Raw genomic sequence first — 15,621 nt, 5'->3', positions numbered from 1 at the left:
GGAGGCCGAAATGACCGTGCCGAAGTTCCCACCCGGCTTCCTCTGGGGAGCCTCCGCCTCCGCGTTCCAGACCGAGGGAGCCGTCGAGGCCGACGGAAAGGGCCTCTCGGGCTGGGACGCCTTCGCCGCCGTCCCCGGTCGCATCAAGGACGGGACGGACACCACCCGGGGAACCGGTTTCCACGAACACTGGCGCGAGGACGTCGGGCTGCTCGCCGGGCTCGGCGCCGACGCCTTCCGCTTCTCCATCAGCTGGCCCCGCGTGGTCCCCGGCGGCAGCGGCGCGGTCAACCCGGCCGGGCTCGACTTCTACGACCGGCTCGTCGACGAGCTCTGCGCCCGGGGCGTCACCCCCGCCCCCACGCTCTACCACTGGGACACCCCGCTGCCGCTGGACGAGGAGGGCGGCTGGCTCAACCGCGACACCGCCTACCGCTTCGCCGAGTACGCGGGCATCGTCGCCGAACGGCTCGCCGACCGCGTCCCCATGTGGATCACCCTCAACGAGCCCGCGGAGGTGACCCTGCTGGGCTACGCCCTCGGCGAGCACGCGCCCGGCCGCACCCTGCTCTTCGACGCCCTGCCCGCCGCCCACCACCAGCTCCTCGCCCACGGACTGGCCGTGCGGGCGCTGCGCGCCGCCGGGGCCGCCAACATCGGCATCGCCGTCTCGCACACCCCCGTCTGGACGGCCGGCGACTCGGACGAGGACCGGGACGCCGCCCGCCTCTACGACACCCTCACCAACTGGCTCTTCGCCGACCCGCTGCTCGCCGGCCGCTACCCCGACGAAGGGTTCGCCGCGCTGATGCCGGGCCCGGTCGCCGACGACCTGAAGACCATCTCCACCCCACTCGACTGGTACGGCGTCAACTACTACAACCCCACTCTCGTCGGCGCGCCCCGCCGGCCCGACACGCTCGCATCCTTCGCCGGATTCGAGATCCCCGCCGAACTCCCCTTCGGAATCCGGGAGATCGAGGGGTACGAGAAGACGGACTTCGGCTGGCCGGTGGTCCCGGACGGACTGCGCGAGACCCTCGTCCAGCTCCGCGACCGCTACGGCGACCGGCTGCCACCGCTCTACATCACCGAGAACGGCTGCGCGGTGGACGATGCCGTCAGTGACACCCGACGCATCTCCTTCCTGGAGGGCCACCTGGGCGCGCTGCACGCCGCGATCGGTGAAGGCGTGGACGTACGCGGCTACTTCACCTGGTCCCTGACGGACAACGTGGAGTGGACCGAGGGCGCCAGCAAGCGCTTCGGGCTCGTGCACATCGACTACGAGACCCTGCGCCGGACCCCCAAGGAGTCCTACGCGTGGTACCGCGAGGTCATCCGGGCCCAACGCGCACCGGACGCGCCGGAGGCCGGCCGGCCGGCGATCAAGATCATCGGACAGCCGCCCACCGGGGAGCCGGAACCGGCCGCCGTCCGCCCCGCCTGACCGGAGGGCGGCCCGGACGGGTCTTCCCGACCGGGCCCCGGTGACCGATACTTCGCGCCATGGTTGCTCGATGGTGGACCCAGGCCGGCCTGGGAATCCTCGTTCACTGGACGCCCGCGTCGGTACCGGGATGGGCGCCGCCCCGCACCCCGCCGGAGGATCTCCCCGAGGCCGGCCGGGCAGCCCCGCTCGCCTGGACCCCGTACGCCGAGTGGTACGAGAACGGGCTCCGTTTCCCCGGCAGCCCGGTCTTCGCCCACCACCGGGCCACCTACGGCGACAAGCCCTACACCGACTTCGGCGGGGAGTTCGAGGACGGGCTGGCGAGCTGGGACCCGGCCGCCTGGGCGCGCGCCTTCCGCGCCGCCGGGGCCCGCTACGCCGTCCTCGTCACCAAGCACCACGACGGTTACTGCCTGTGGCCCTCCGGGGTGAAGAACCCGCACCGGACCGGCTGGCACACCACCCGTGACGTGGTCGGGGAGTTCGCCGAAGCGGTCAGGGCCGAAGGTCTGCGCTTCGGGGTGTACTACTCCGGCGGACTCGACTGGACCTTCGACGACCGCCCGGTCGGCACCGCCGCCGACATGCTCGCCTCCGTGCCGCGCGGCTCCTACCCCGGCTACGCCGACGCCCAACTGCGCGAGCTGGTACGCCGCTACCGCCCGGACATCCTCTGGAACGACATCGCCTGGCCGGCCGGCGCACCCGAGGTCCGCCGGCTGATCGACTTCTACCGCTTCACCGTCCCGCACGGCGTGGTCAACGACCGGCTGCTGCCGCGCTCACCGCTCTGGCGCACCTTCGCCCTCCCCGGCGCCGGGACCCTCCACAACCGCTGGGAACGGCGCACGGTCGCCCGGGGCGAGGGCTTCGTCCCGCGCAAGCCCCCCTCCTACGACTTCCGCACCCCGGAGTTCACCCGCTACTCCGGCCCCGACCCGTACGAGATCACGCGCGGCATCGACCACAGCTTCGGCTACAACCGCAACTCCCCGCCCACCGCCTTCCTCGGCCGCGACGCCCTCACGGCACTGGTCCGCGACACCGCCGCGGACGGCGGCAACCTGCTGCTCAACGTCGGTCCGCGCGGCGAGGACGCGGCGATCCCGGAGGAACAGCTGCTGCGGCTGCGCTGGCTCTCGGAGGTGGCACGGGACGCGGCGCCGGCCGGTACGGGCGCGCCCGCCGGGCCGGCCGCGCCCGTACCGCCCGCCGGTCCGGAGGATCCGGCCGCCGGGTGATCCGGGCACGGCCCCCCGGCCGGTTGGGAGCCGCCCGGCCCTCGCGCCCCGGGTCGCGCGGCCGGCCGACACCGCCGCTGGACACCTCGGGCCGCTCGGCCCGACAATCACGGGGTGACGTCCTCCTCCGAGTTCCACACGTATCCCGCGCGGGTGTCCGACGCCCAGCGCGACCGTGTCCTCGGGGTGCTGCGCGAGGGCGCCGCCCAGGGCCGGCTCTCCCACGACACCTTCCTGCGCCGGATGGAACTCGCCCTCTCCGCCCACCGCTCCGAGGATCTGCTGGCGCTCACCGCCGACCTGCACGAGGAACGCGCCTGGGGCCGTGTCCTGTTGCGCGCGGTGGGCGGGGTCTCCGGCTTCCCGGGACGGCTGCGGATGGCCTGGCGGTCCGGCAAGCTCCCCCAACTCCTGTTGCCCGCACCCGGGCCGCACCCGCTGCTCATCGGCCGCGACCCGGGCAACGGACTGCGGCTCAACCACGAGACCGTCTCCCGCAACCACGCCGAACTCACCGCACGGGGACGGATCTGGCTGCTCCGCGACCTCGGCTCGACCAACGGCACCTGCGTCAACGGGCAACGGGTCGTCGGCCTCGTCCCGGTCCGGGAGGGGGACCAGGTGAGCTTCGGCCACATGACCTTCCGCCTGACCGCGCCCCCCGCTCTGCCACCGGCCCCGCCGCCCACCCTCTGAGGAGTCCGGCGCCCGCCCGGTCCGCGCCGCCGGCACCGCTCAGCCCTTTCCCGCACCCCGTCCGCGCGGACCCTTCCTGAGCAGGGCGACCGGTCGCTCGGCGAAGAGCTCGGCCACCTTCACCTCACCGCCGCCGAACTCGCCCTCCGCGGCGAGGACGTCGTGCCAGGGGCCGGAGCCGGGCAACGGCAGGACGGTGTCCTGCCAGCCGCCCGCCTCGTCGAGCCGGAGCGAGAGCCGGGTCACCGCCGTGACCACCTCCCCCGAACGGCAGAACGCGAGGGCGTGGTCCGCGGCCGGTCCTCGCGGAGTGAGCGGGACGTACGTACCCGACTCGCCGAAGACGTCCGGACGTTCGGCGCGGAGCCGGAGGGCGGCGGCGGTCACCGCCGCCTTCTCGCCGGGTTCCCCCGCCTCCGGTCGCGCGAAAGGCCGCCGGTTGTCGGGGTCCACCAGGGCGAGGTACTCCCGCTCGGTTCCCTGGTACAGGTCGGGGACCCCCGGCATCGTCAGGTGGACGAGCGCCGCCCCCAGGACGTTGGCCCGCACCTGCGGGGCGAGCGAGCGGGCGAAGGAGGCGAGCAGGTCCCGGGCGGGCCCCGCCGCGCTGCCCGGCCCGGCCGCGACGAAATCCGAGACCGCGCGCTCGTACGAGGAGTCGGGCTCGGTCCAGGTGGTGTGGAGACCCGCCTCGCGCACGGCTTTGAGCAGCGCGGGCTCCAGCCTGCCCGTCGCCTCGGAGGCCGGCAGGTCCACGCAGCCGAAGGCCGACTGCCACGCCTGCCACGCCAGCTGTCCGTCCGGAGCCGCCACCGTGGTCGCCCGCGTCAGTTCGCCCACCAACGTGGCCCACCACGAGGGGCATTCGGAGAGGACCGCGATCCGGGCCCGGACGTCGGCGCTGCGCTTCGTGTCGTGGGTGGTCAGCACCGTGCCGGTGGCGGGCCAGTCCCGGGCCAGGCGGGTGCAGAAGGCGTGGAAGGCGGCCGGCTCGACGGCCGGGGTGCCCGGCCGGCCGCCCACCTCGGTCGCCGAGATCAGCGGGACGTACCGGTAGAACGCCGTGTCCTCCACCGACTTGGCGTGCAGGGCGGACGCGGTCTGGGCGAACCGGGCGCAGAAGGAGACCTGATCGGGTCCGTCCCCCAGCCGGCCCAGCGCCAGCTCCCGCACCACGTCGACCGCCCCGGCCTCCTCCGGTACGGCGAACACGGCTTTCGCGTCGCGCACCGCCCGGTCCGGCACCGCCGCGACGGCCGACTCGGGCACCGCGCCACCGGCCCTGACGTACGGCCGGTAGACCGGGAGCCGGACGAGGAGTTCCCGTACGGCGGTGTGCAGCGCCCACGGCGCGTGGTCGCGCAGAGCCGGGTCCCGCTCGCAGATCCGTACGGCCAGCCGGGTGAGCCAGGCCGTCTCGGCGGCGAGGTCGTGGCCGACGACGTGCCGGGCGGCCCGCCGTGCGGTCTGTGCCCAGGAGCCACCTCTGTCGGACTCCGGGTTCGCGAAGGTGCGGTAGTGGCCGAGGAGTTCGGCGGTGCCCGTCGGGTCGGTGAAGAGCCCGTCGATGCGGTGCAGTGCGTCGTAACCGGTGGTTCCGGCCACCGCCCAGCCCGCCGGGAGGGTCTCCTCGTCCGTGAGGATCTTCTCCACCACCGTCCACCGGCTGCCCGTCCCCGCTGCCAGCCGCTCCAGGTACCCGGCGGGATCGGCGAGGCCGTCCGGATGGTCGATCCGCAGCCCTTCCACGACCCCGTCGCGGACGAGTTCGAGGATCTTGCCGTGGGTGGCGTCGAAGACCTCGGGATGCTCGACGCGGACCGCGATCAGGTCCGAGATGGTGAAGAAGCGCCGGTAGTTGAGCTCGGTACGGGCCAGCCGCCACCAGCCGAGCCGGTAGTGCTGGGCCTCCAGCAGCTCCGGGAGCGCCAGTCCTCCGGTGCCCGGCCGGAGCGGGAACTCCTGCTCGCCGTAGCGGAGCACGGTCCCGTTCTCCGCGACGGCGAACCGCTCCAGCTCGTCGCCGACCGGCCCGGCGAGGACGGGCAGCAGAACCTTCCCGCCGCCGCCCTCCCAGTCGATGTCGAACCAGCGTGCGTACGGTGTGCCCGGGCCCTCGCGCAGGACCTCCCACAGCGCCCTGTTGTACCGCGGGGACGCGGCCATGTGGTTCGGCACGATGTCGACGATCAGCCCGAGCCCGTGCGCGCGGGCCGTCGCCGAGAGCCGGCGCAGCCCTTCCTCCCCGCCCAGTTCGGCGCGGACCCGGCCGGGATCGGTGACGTCGTACCCGTGACGGGAACCGGGCACCGCCTCCAGGACGGGGGAGAGGTGCAGATGGGAGACTCCGAGCGAAGCGAGGTACGCGACCGCCTCCCCGGCGTCCGCGAAGGTGAAGTCCGGTTGGAGCTGGAGCCGGTACGTGGCGGTGGGGGTCATGCCCGGTTACGTACCCACTCACGGCCCGTCCGTGCCACCCGCCCGGCGCCCGGCTGCCCGCGACCGCACCAATGCACCCGGGAGGATTCACCCGGACGGCGGGCACGCGTGCGGATGCGGGGCCGGGCCCCGCACCCGCGCCGGTCTCAGGCGGACCGCTTCAGGACCGTGAGGCTCCGGCCGATGAGCGGGAGGTGCTCACCCCCCGCTGCCTTGGGCCCGCTTCCCGGCGGTACCCCCTCGGGGCGACCGGTGTCGACCACGACCTCCCACTGTGCGCCGTGGTTGACGGGGACGACGAAGTCCAGCGTCTCCGCACTCGCGTTGAACATCAGCAGGAACGAGTCGTCGGAGATCCGTTCGCCTCGCGGCCCCGGCTCCGAGATGGCGTGTCCGTTGAGGAAGACCGTCATCGCCTTGGCGTGCGCGGCCTGCCAGTCCCGCTGCGTCATCTCCTCGCCCTCGGGCGTGAACCACGCGATGTCCGAGAGCTCGTCGTGGGTGCCTTCGACCGGGCGACCGTGGAAGAAGCGCCGGCGCCGGAAGACCGGATGGTCCCGGCGCAGCCAGACCATGGCCCGGGTGAACTCGAGCAGGCCGTCACCCGGCCTGCGGACGGCCTCCGCGCCGTCCGCGCCCCCGGTGCCGGCCCCGGCGTCCGTACCGGCCCCGTCCCGCTTCTTCGCGGGCTCGGGCCAGTGCACCCAGGAGAGTTCGTTGTCCTGGCAGTAGGCGTTGTTGTTGCCGTGCTGGGTGCGGGCGAACTCGTCGCCGTGGCTCAGCATCGGCACGCCCTGGGAGAGCATCAGCGTGGCGATGAAGTTGCGCATCTGCCGCGCCCGCAGCTCCAGCACCTCCGGATCGTCGCTCTCGCCCTCCGCGCCGCAGTTCCACGAGCGGTTGTGGCTCTCGCCGTCGCGGTTGCCCTCACCGTTGGCGTCGTTGCGCTTGTCGTTGTACGAGACGAGGTCGTGCAGGGTGAACCCGTCGTGGCAGGTGGTGAAGTTGATCGAGGCGAGTGGCCGGCGGCCGTCGTCCTGGTAGAGGTCCGAGGAGCCCGTCAGCCGTCCCGCGAACTCCGCCAGCGTCCGGGGTTCGCCCCGCCACAGGTCGCGCACGGTGTCACGGTACTTGCCGTTCCACTCCGTCCACAGCGGGGGGAAGTTGCCGACCTGATAGCCGCCCTCCCCGACGTCCCAGGGCTCCGCGATCAGCTTGACCTGGCTCACCACCGGGTCCTGCTGCACCAGGTCGAAGAAGGACGAGAGCCGGTCGACCTCGTGGAACTGCCGGGCGAGCGTGGCCGCCAGATCGAAGCGGAACCCGTCCACGTGCATCTCGGTCACCCAGTACCGCAACGAGTCCATGATCATTTGCAGCACGTGCGGGGAGCGCATCAGCAGCGAGTTCCCGGTGCCCGTGGTGTCCATGTAGTAGCGCTGGTCGTCCGTCAGCCGGTAGTAGGAGGCGTTGTCCAGGCCGCGGAAGGAGAGCGTCGGCCCCAGGTGGTTCCCCTCGGCGGTGTGGTTGTAGACCACGTCGAGGATCACCTCGATACCGGCCTGGTGCAGCGCCCGGACGGCCTGCTTGAACTCCAGCACCTGTTCCCCGCGGTCGCCCCAGGAGGCGTACGCGTTGTGCGGGGCGAAGAAGCCGATGGTGTTGTAGCCCCAGTAGTTGGCGAGTCCCGCGTCGGCCAGACGGTGGTCCTGGACGAACTGGTGCACCGGCATCAGTTCGATCGCGGTGACGCCCAGCTCGGTGAGGTGGGCGATCACCTCCGGGTGCGCCAGGCCCGCGTAGGTGCCCCGCAGCTCCTCCGGCAGCCCGGGGTGGAGCATGGTCAGGCCCTTCACGTGGGCCTCGTAGATCACCGTGCGGTGGTAGTCCGTACGCGGCCTGCGGTCGTCGCCCCAGTCGAAGTACGGGTTGACCACGACGGAGCTCATCATGTGCGGGGCCGAGTCGAGGTCGTTGCGCGCGTCGGGCCGCCCGAAGGGGTAGCCGTACACCGCCTCGCCCCACTCGATCTTCCCGGCGACGGCCCGCGCGTAGGGGTCGAGCAGCAGCTTCGCGGAGTTGCACCGCTGCCCGTTCTGCGGTTCGTAGGGTCCGTGCACGCGAAAGCCGTAGCGCTGACCCGGCATGACGCCGGGCAGATAGGCGTGACGGACGAAGGCGTCGGTCTCGCGGAGCTCGACCGCCGTCTCGGAGCCGTCGTCGTGCAGCAGACACAGCTCGATGCGGTGGGCGGCCTCCGAGAAGACCGCGAAGTTGGTCCCGGCGCCGTCGTACGTGGCGCCGAGCGGATACGCCTGTCCCGGCCAGACCTGCATAGATATGACTCTTCCACTTCTGATCCGGGTGCGGTGCGGTTCTTCAGCCAGATAATCCCCGAAAGAGGGGCGCGTACCTAGTACGTCGGCCGGTGCGGTCGCGAACGGGCGGTGCCGTGCGCCGTGTACCCCGGCGTAGGCCGTCAACACACCGCACCACGTGACACCCCTTCGGCTCGTCGCCCCGCGCGCACCCTCCCTCGGCCCGGAACACCGCGCCCGCGCTGGTCACCTCACTATGAATCAGCTCACTACCCCTTTGGGGCCGCCGTGGAACCCGCTTTCCGTATCGACCAGTTGACGGAGCGTCCTCAGCAGAGGGCTGCACGGGTCCGGGCTCGCGGAGTACCCTTCCGTGATCGTTGGGTGGGGGAGTGGAAGGCGGTACGCGGGTGAGCTCGGGAGGGTTCGAGCTGCCTCCGGGTGAGGTGAGTCACGAGGGGGAGCCGAACGACGCGCCGCCCGGGACGGTATCCCTGGCGCAGCCCCTGGAGATCGGCGCGGAGCTGGGCTGGAACGCCGAGGACTGGAGCGAGGTGCGCACCCGCGCCCAGCGCGCCGGACGGGCGTACATCTGGCTGAATCTCGTCGAACAGCGGCTCCGTGCGGTCGTCGCCGCCGTGCTGCGCCCCGTCTACGCGCCGGTGCACGGCGACGAGTGGGTGGTGGCCGCCGCCGGGCCCGCCGGACAGGAGTGGGTGCAGCGGGCCGTCGCGGTGCGCGAGGTCTCCCGCCGCAAGGGTTACCTGCTCGACCCGGCCGACGACAACGTCCTGAGTTTCCTGACCCTGCCGCAGCTCCGCGAGCTGATGGTCCAGCACTGGCCCTGCTTCGAACCGTACTTCGACGACCGGCGCGAGGTCGAGCTGGCCCTCGACGAGCTGGAGGTCGCCCGCAACGTCGTCTCCCGCAACCGCGCGCTCAACGAGGCGGTCCACGCGCAGGCCGAACGGGCCTCCCAGCGCCTGCTCACCATCCTCGGCGGCGGGGCCGCCGTCCCGTCCGCCGACCGGCTGCCGGTCGACGCCGTGGAGTCCCTCGTCGGTGACCGGTACGCCGACGTGGTCTCCGTCCACCCGGACCGGGTCCGGCTCCAGCGCCAGCTCCCCGCCGAGGACCTGTTCGGCAACTCCCGGCGGCTCGACGCGATCGGCATAGGGCTCAACCTGCTGGTGCAGAACTTCTCCGGGCGGCGCCTGGTCCGGCTCGCCGAGACCGGCTGCCGGATCCGTCTCCTCTTCATCAACCCGGCCAGCAGCGCGGTCCGCCGCCGCGAGCGGGAACTCAACCTCCGCAAGGGCGAGCTGAGCCGGTCGGTGGAGATGAACATCCTGCACATGCGCCGCGTACGGGCCAGGCTCCGCGACCCGGGGGCCTTCCAGATCCAGGTGTTCGACGAGACCCCGCGCTTCACCGCCTACCTGGTGGACGGTGACGGCCCGGAGGCGGTGGGAGTCGTCCAGCCCTATCTGCGCCGCGCACGCGGGATGGAGGCCCCCGTCCTCGTCCTCCGGGGCGGCGGGCGTGCCGTCGTCCGGGCGGGGCAGGACACCGAGCACGGGCTGTTCGAGACGTACCGCGAGGAGTTCGAGTCGGTGTGGACCGACTCCCGGCCGGTCTCCTGACCCCGGCCGCCCCCGGCCGGCGTGTCAGTGGCCCGTGGCAGGGTGTTCCTCACTGGGGGTAAGCACCACGGAGGAGGTACGGGATGAGCTGGCACCGGGAACCACTGGTCGGCTTCGACCTGGAGACGACGGGCACCGAGCCGTTGGAGGCCAGGATCGTGACGGCGGCGGTGGTCGCCCTCACGCCCGGGGAGGACGAGCCGTTCCGGAAGAGCACCTGGCTGGCCGACCCCGGCGTCAGGATCCCCGAGCAGGCCTCGGCGATCCACGGCATCACCAGTGAACGCGCGGTGGCCGAGGGCCGCCCGGTGCACGAGGTGGCCGACGAGATCGCCGACGCCCTGGTCCACCACTGGCGCGAAGGCATTCCGGTCGTCGCCTACAACGCCGCGTTCGACCTGACCCTGCTCTCGGCCGAGCTGCGCCGGCACGGGCTCGCCCCGCTGGGCGACCGGATGGGCGGCGGCCGGATCGGCCCGGTCATCGACCCGTACACCATCGACCGCGCGGTCGACCGGTACCGCAAGGGCAAGCGGAACCTCGAAGCGGTCTGCACCGAGTACGGCGTGGTGCACGGCGGTGCCCACGACGCGTCCGCCGACGCCGTCGCGGCCGTCCACGTCGCCTACGCGATAGCCGGGCGTCACCCCGAAGTGGCCGCGCTCACCCCGGCGGCGCTGCACGAACGCCAGATCGGCTGGTACGCCGAGTGGGCCGCGGACTTCCAGGCGTTCCTGCGCCGCAAGGGCTCCGCCGACGCCCTGATCGACGGCGACTGGCCGCTGCGCCGTCCGGCCCCCGTACCGAGCCGACCGGTGGCCTGAGGGATGCGGCCCACCCTCCGGGACACCCCGCGGAGGACGCGCTCGGAGGGGACCTCTTCCGAGGGAGCCTCAGAAGGGGTACCAGCGCACCTCGGGGTCCTCGTCGCGGAGCGAGGCGACCCGGCGGCGGAATTCGGTGAGGGCCTTCGGATCCGCAGGCGCGTGCTGGGCGACCCAGGCGCAGCTGGCCGTCTCCCGTGCCCCGCGCAGCACGGCGCAGCCGTCCCACTCCCGTACGTCCCAGCCGTAGGCGGCGGTGAACGCGTCGTACGCCGCGGCGGGCAGCCCGTACCGGTCCCGGGAGAGGGCGAGTACCACGAGGTCGTGTTCGCGCAGGTCGAAGGAGAAGGTCTCCAGGTCGACCAGGACGGGCCCGTCCGGGCCGACCTGGACGTTGCGCGGCAGGGCGTCGCCGTGCACGGGCCCCGGCCGCAGACGGGGTACGAGGGCCGCGGCGGCCGCCGCGAAGCCGTCCCGCCGGGCACGCAGATAGGCGGCGTCCGCCGGATCGATGGCGTCGCCCGCCAGCCGGAGCCAGCGCTCGACCCCGCCCAGCAGCTCGCGGCGCGGGAGGGTGAGACCCTCCGGCGCGGGCAGCGCGTGCACCAGCGTCAACAGCGGCGCCAGATCGCGCGGTTCGGGTGCGCGTACGGCCTCCGGAAGCCGGTGCCAGAGGGTCACCGGGTGTCCCTGCGCCGTTCGGGGCGCGGGCTCGGCGGCCCGTACGGCGGGGACCTGGGAGTCGGCGAGCCATTGGGCCACGGCGACCTCGCGTGCGGCGCGTTCGCGCAGCTCGGGATGGTGCGTGGCGTCACGGCCTACCTTGACCACCAGATCACCCACGGCGAAGACCGCGTTCTCGCCCAGCGCCAGCAGCTCCGCCCCGGACCTCGTACCGGAGGAACCGTTTCCGGCCAGTCCCGCCGCGGCCAGTACCTCGCGCGCTCGCTCTTCGTTCATGGCCCGATTTTCGCATTGCCGCAGGCCACCTTGACGGACGGTCGGGCCGTCAGGACCATGACGGAGGCCGGGTGAGCGGCCAGATCGGCAGGAAGCCAAACCAATACGACAAAGAGGTCGAATGGTGACGTTGGCGAGCGTAAGGGGGCGGCCGGGACAACGCCGCCGGGACGACGGACGGGGCGGGGCACGGGCCGCCCGCGACCGGGCGGCCTGGTTCCTGGTGCTGCCCGCACTCGTCCCGATCCTCGTCCTCAGCGTCGGACCGCTGCTCTACGGCATCGGACTGGCCTTCACCGACGCGCAGTCGGGCCGCACCCGCTCCACGCAGTGGATCGGCGCGCTCAACTTCCAGGACCTGGTGCACGACACCCTCTTCTGGGACTCCTTCCGGATCGGTCTGGTCTGGGCGGTCGGCGTCACCGTTCCGCAGTTCGTGCTCGCCCTCGGACTCGCGCTGCTGCTCAACGAGAACCTGCGGATGCGGTGGCTGGCCCGTGCGCTGGCGATCATCCCCTGGGCGATGCCCGAGGTCGTCGTCGGCATCATGTGGCGGCTGGTCTACAACCCCGACGCGGGCATCCTGAACGAGACCATCCACGATCTCGGCCTCGGCGACGGCCGCGACTGGCTCACCGGATTCGGCACCGCGCTGCCCGCCGTGATCGTCGTGGGCATCTGGGCCGGAATGCCCCAGTCCACCGTCGCCCTGCTGGCCGGGCTCCAGAACACCCCGCACGAACTCCACGAGGCCGCGGCCCTCGACGGCGCCGGGGCCTGGCGTCGCTTCCGTACGGTCACCTGGCCCGCGCTGAAACCCGTCGCGCTCTCCATCACGGCCCTCAACTTCATCTGGAACTTCAACTCGTTCGCCCTGGTCTACGTCCTGACCAGCGGCGGACCCGGCGGACGGACCCGCTTGCCGATGCTCTTCGCGTACGAGGAGGCCTTCCGCTACGGCCAGTTCGGCTATGCGGCGGCGATGGGCTGTGTGATGGTGGCGGTGATCTCCGTGATCCTCGCCGTGTTCCTGGCCGGCCGGCTCAGGGGAGGGGACGACACATGAGCACGCGCACCGGACGCGCCACCCGCACGGGGCAGTACCTCGCGCTCACCGGCTACCTCGTCTTCCTGGCGTTCCCCTTCCTGTGGCTGATCTCCACCGCCTTCAAACCCGCCCGCGAACTGGGCTCGCTCCACCCCACCTGGATCCCCGACCACCCGACCCTGGACAACTTCCGCCAGGCCTTCGACGAACAGCCGCTGCTCCAGGCCGCCGCGAACTCGGCTCTCGCCGCCGTCAGCGCCGGGGTGATCTGCGTGGCCATCGCCACCCCCATGGCCTACGTGATGGCCCGCCACCGCAGCAAGCTCTCGGCCGCCGCCACCGGCTGGGTGGTGATCAGCCAGGCGTTCCCGTTCGTCCTCCTGATCATCCCGCTCTTCCTCGTCCTGAAGAACCTGCAGCTGATCAACTCGTTGGCCGGCCTGATCATGGTGTACGTCGTCTGGTCGCTGCCCTTCGCGCTGTGGATGCTCGTCGGCTACGTCCGGGCCGTCCCCGCCGAACTGGAGGAAGCCGCCTCCGTCGACGGTGCCGGACGCCTGCGCACCCTCGTCTCGGTCACCGCCCCGCTGCTGGCCCCGGGGATCGTTGCCACCGCGCTCTTCGCTTTCATCACCGCGTGGAACGAGTTCTTCTTCGCCCTCGTCCTGCTCAAGACCCCGGAGAAGCAGACCTTGCCGGTCGTCCTCACCCACTTCATCGGAGCCGAGGGAGCCGCCGACCTCGGCCCGCTCGCCGCCGCCGCCTTCCTCGCCACCCTCCCCTCGCTCCTCCTCTTCGCCTTCATCCAGCGCCGGATCACCGGCGGGATGCTGGCCGGGGCGGTGAAGAGCTGATGCGCGCCCTCGCCCGAGCGGCCGCCTCCGCCGCCACCGCGCTCGCCCTCTTGCTCACCGGATGCTCCGGAGGCGGGGGCGAGAGGACCGACGCCGACGGGACGATCCACCTCCGCTTCCAGTCGCTGGCCTGGCAGACGGAGTCCGTCACCGCCAACAAGGAACTCGTCGCGGAGTGGAACGCCGCCCACCCGGGCGTCCAGGTGGAGTACGTCCAGGGCAGCTGGGACAGCGTCCACGACCAGCTGCTCACCTCGTTCGAGGGCGACGAGGCTCCCGACATCATCCACGACGCCTCCGACGACCTCGCCGACTTCGCGTACGGCGGCTACCTCGCCGACCTCCGCACCCTCCTCCCCGGCCGGCTGACCGAGGACATCCCCCAGGCGTCCTGGTCGACCACCACCTTCGACGGCGGCGTCTACGGCGTCCCGTTCCTCCAGGAACCCAAGGTCCTCATCGCCAACACGAAGATCCTGAAGGCCTCGGGCGTCCGCATCCCCACCGCCGACCGGCCGTGGAGCTGGGAGGAGTTCCGCCGGATCACCGAGGAACTCACCGGAAAGGGCCGGTACGGGGTCGCCTGGCCGCTCAAGGAACCCGTATCGGTCACCCTCAACCTCGGCCTCTCCGCCGGCGGACAGCTCTTCCACCGGGGCGAGGACGGGGCGGTGGACCTCCGGTTCGGGGAGGGTGACGCCGTGGTGCCCCGGACCATCCACGACCAGGTCACCGTCGACCACAGCGCGGCCCGCACCGCCCTCGGCATGGGCGGCTCCGACACTCTGCCCGGCCTCTTCGGAGGCAAGTACGCCATGGTGCCGCTCGGCTTCGCCTACCGCCAGCAGGTCGTCGAACAGGCGCCCGAGGGATTCGAGTGGAGCGTGCTGCCCGCCCCCGCCGGCAGCGGCGGCACGGCCCAGGGGGTGAGCCCGCAGACCCTCTCCGTCGCCGAGGACAGCCCGCACAAGAAGGAGGCGGTCGAGTTCATCGACTTCCTGCTCGACCCGCCCAACATGGTGCGCCTGGCCAAGGGCGACTGGATGCTCCCCACCGGTACGAAGGCGCTGGCCGATCCCGCTCTGCACACCGAGGACCAGGGCTGGGCCACCGGCACCGCCCTCGCCCAGCGACTCCGTCCGGCCCCGGCCCAGTCCGTACGCGGCTACCCGGAGTGGAAGGACAAGGTGGCCACCCCCGCGCTCCAGGAGTACTACAGCGGCGCGATCGGCCTCGACGAGCTGACGGACCGCCTGGTCGACGACGGCAACCGGGTCCTGGCGCGCTACCAGCGCTGAGACCTCCCGGCTGCTCCCGAGGCCCGGGGCACCACCCGGCGGGCCTGCATGACGGGCTGCTGGAGCCAGAGCCACTGCGCGTAGGTGAGCGTCCCGTGGTCGGCGGGCGCCCGGGTGACCAGGCTCCCGTCCCGCATGGCCCGGCCCATCCCCCCGGGGAGGGGGACCTCCACGACCGGGCCCCTCCTTCCCGTGTGGTGCGCGTACGCCCTGACCATCGCGGACACCGACTCGACGCGCGGGCCACCCAGGTCGGTGACGCGGCCCGCTGGAGCGCCGGTGGCCAGCTCCACCAGGCGTGCCGCGACCTCGCGGGCGGCGACCGGCTCGGAGGTCATCCTCGGCACCACCACCAGGGGTCCGCGCCGCATCCGCCCGTACATCTGGCCCGCGAACTCGTGGAACCGCGTCGCCCGCAGGATCGTCCACGCCACCCCCCCGCCTTCGACCACCCGCTCCTGGGCCACCTTGCCGGCGTGGTAGCCGTACGGGGCCCGGTCGACACCGACGATCGACAGCGCGACGTGGTGCTCCACCCCGGCGGCCTGCCCGGCTGCCAGCAGCTGCCGGGTCACCGTGGTGAAGAACTCCTCGGACGCCTTGGCGGACATGGTCGGCGTCGATGTCACGTCCACGACCGCCGCGACCCCCCGCAGCGCCTCGGCCGCACCGGAACCGGAGACGAGGTCGACGCCGTGCGCTCGGGACAGCACCACGGCCTCGTGGCCGCCCTCGCGGACAAGGTCGACCACATGCCGCCCGACGGCGCCGGTGCCGCCGGCCACTGCGATCTTCACGGGATCTCCTGCCACTCGGCCTCCCCGGGGAACCGCCGAACCGCGCCCCG

At 72.5% G+C, this 15,621-nt stretch carries 12 protein-coding genes; 8 read left to right on the top strand and 4 right to left on the bottom strand.

The genetic code is table 11. The features are described 5' to 3' along the window. Nucleotides 1-10: 10 nt before the first annotated feature. The 3 genes from PZB77_RS05250 (at nucleotide 11) to PZB77_RS05240 (ending at nucleotide 3,390) form a co-directional block, all read left to right on the top strand. The gene (locus PZB77_RS05250; RefSeq protein WP_275491365.1) at nucleotides 11-1,450 is read left to right on the top strand and encodes a GH1 family beta-glucosidase; all 1,440 of its coding nucleotides are present in this window, start codon (nucleotides 11-13) and stop codon (nucleotides 1,448-1,450) included. Nucleotides 1,451-1,509: 59 nt separating this feature from the next. Next, a complete protein-coding gene (locus PZB77_RS05245; RefSeq protein ID WP_275491364.1) occupies nucleotides 1,510-2,694 on the top strand; it encodes an alpha-L-fucosidase in 1,185 nt (394 codons plus the stop codon). Nucleotides 2,695-2,808: 114 nt separating this feature from the next. Continuing rightward, nucleotides 2,809-3,390: a DUF1707 and FHA domain-containing protein gene (locus tag PZB77_RS05240; RefSeq protein ID WP_275491363.1), complete on the top strand. Its 582-nt coding sequence runs from the start codon at nucleotides 2,809-2,811 to the stop codon at nucleotides 3,388-3,390. Between the two features lie 39 nt (nucleotides 3,391-3,429). Here the strand turns inward: PZB77_RS05240 and treY are convergent, their stop codons facing one another. Then, the gene (gene treY / locus PZB77_RS05235; RefSeq protein WP_275491362.1) at nucleotides 3,430-5,829 is read right to left on the bottom strand and encodes a malto-oligosyltrehalose synthase; all 2,400 of its coding nucleotides are present in this window, start codon (nucleotides 5,827-5,829) and stop codon (nucleotides 3,430-3,432) included. Between the two features lie 146 nt (nucleotides 5,830-5,975). Then, nucleotides 5,976-8,165 (bottom strand): glycogen debranching protein GlgX, encoded by a 2,190-nt coding sequence (gene glgX, locus PZB77_RS05230; protein WP_275491360.1) that lies wholly within the window; start codon nucleotides 8,163-8,165, stop codon nucleotides 5,976-5,978. A gap of 392 nt (nucleotides 8,166-8,557) precedes the next feature. Between glgX and PZB77_RS05225 the strand changes: the two genes are divergently transcribed. Then, nucleotides 8,558-9,790 (top strand): SAV2148 family HEPN domain-containing protein, encoded by a 1,233-nt coding sequence (locus PZB77_RS05225; protein WP_275491359.1) that lies wholly within the window; start codon nucleotides 8,558-8,560, stop codon nucleotides 9,788-9,790. An 83-nt stretch (nucleotides 9,791-9,873) separates the two neighbouring features. Beyond that, entirely contained in the window at nucleotides 9,874-10,614 is a 741-nt protein-coding gene (locus PZB77_RS05220; RefSeq protein WP_275491357.1) for a 3'-5' exonuclease, read from the top strand. A 69-nt stretch (nucleotides 10,615-10,683) separates the two neighbouring features. Here PZB77_RS05220 and PZB77_RS05215 read toward each other — a convergent pair whose 3' ends face one another. Next, nucleotides 10,684-11,574, bottom strand: coding sequence for an aminoglycoside phosphotransferase family protein (locus tag PZB77_RS05215; protein ID WP_275491356.1), 891 nt, complete (start codon nucleotides 11,572-11,574; stop codon nucleotides 10,684-10,686). 130 nt (nucleotides 11,575-11,704) lie between these two features. On the opposite strand from PZB77_RS05215, the gene PZB77_RS05210 reads away from it, so the two are divergent. The 3 genes from PZB77_RS05210 to PZB77_RS05200 are packed head-to-tail and all read left to right on the top strand — an operon-like array spanning nucleotide 11,705 to nucleotide 14,774. Beyond that, on the top strand, nucleotides 11,705-12,640 hold the full coding sequence (locus PZB77_RS05210) for a sugar ABC transporter permease (protein ID WP_275491355.1): 936 nt from the start codon (nucleotides 11,705-11,707) through the stop codon (nucleotides 12,638-12,640). Beyond that, nucleotides 12,637-13,476, top strand: coding sequence for a carbohydrate ABC transporter permease (locus PZB77_RS05205; protein ID WP_275491354.1), 840 nt, complete (start codon nucleotides 12,637-12,639; stop codon nucleotides 13,474-13,476). The genes PZB77_RS05210 and PZB77_RS05205 overlap by 4 nt, the downstream gene beginning before the upstream one ends. Next, nucleotides 13,476-14,774, top strand: a complete 1,299-nt coding sequence (locus PZB77_RS05200; RefSeq protein ID WP_275491353.1) for an extracellular solute-binding protein — start codon at nucleotides 13,476-13,478, stop codon at nucleotides 14,772-14,774. The genes PZB77_RS05205 and PZB77_RS05200 overlap by 1 nt, the downstream gene beginning before the upstream one ends. On the opposite strand, the gene PZB77_RS05195 is transcribed toward PZB77_RS05200, so the two are convergent. Then, nucleotides 14,762-15,571 (bottom strand): NAD(P)H-binding protein, encoded by an 810-nt coding sequence (locus PZB77_RS05195; RefSeq protein ID WP_275491352.1) that lies wholly within the window; start codon nucleotides 15,569-15,571, stop codon nucleotides 14,762-14,764. The two genes, PZB77_RS05200 and PZB77_RS05195, sit on opposite strands and share 13 nt — an antisense overlap. Nucleotides 15,572-15,621: the final 50 nt, after the last annotated feature.

The sequence above is a fragment of the Streptomyces sp. AM 2-1-1 genome (assembly GCF_029167645.1).
GTDB lineage: Bacteria > Actinomycetota > Actinomycetes > Streptomycetales > Streptomycetaceae > Streptomyces.
This window is presented reverse-complemented; position numbering and strand designations above follow the sequence as displayed.

Excerpts from the sequence above, each read along its gene's own strand:
- treY (WP_275491362.1), bottom strand. The coding sequence starts at position 5,829 with ATGACCCCCACCGCCACGTACCGGCTCCAGCTCCAACCGGACTTCACC.
- glgX (WP_275491360.1), bottom strand. The coding sequence starts at position 8,165 with ATGCAGGTCTGGCCGGGACAGGCGTATCCGCTCGGCGCCACGTACGAC.
- PZB77_RS05250 (WP_275491365.1), top strand. The coding sequence starts at position 11 with ATGACCGTGCCGAAGTTCCCACCCGGCTTCCTCTGGGGAGCCTCCGCC.
- PZB77_RS05205 (WP_275491354.1), top strand. The coding sequence starts at position 12,637 with ATGAGCACGCGCACCGGACGCGCCACCCGCACGGGGCAGTACCTCGCG.
- PZB77_RS05245 (WP_275491364.1), top strand. The coding sequence starts at position 1,510 with ATGGTTGCTCGATGGTGGACCCAGGCCGGCCTGGGAATCCTCGTTCAC.
- PZB77_RS05220 (WP_275491357.1), top strand. The coding sequence starts at position 9,874 with ATGAGCTGGCACCGGGAACCACTGGTCGGCTTCGACCTGGAGACGACG.
- PZB77_RS05215 (WP_275491356.1), bottom strand. The coding sequence starts at position 11,574 with ATGAACGAAGAGCGAGCGCGCGAGGTACTGGCCGCGGCGGGACTGGCC.
- PZB77_RS05200 (WP_275491353.1), top strand. The coding sequence starts at position 13,476 with ATGCGCGCCCTCGCCCGAGCGGCCGCCTCCGCCGCCACCGCGCTCGCC.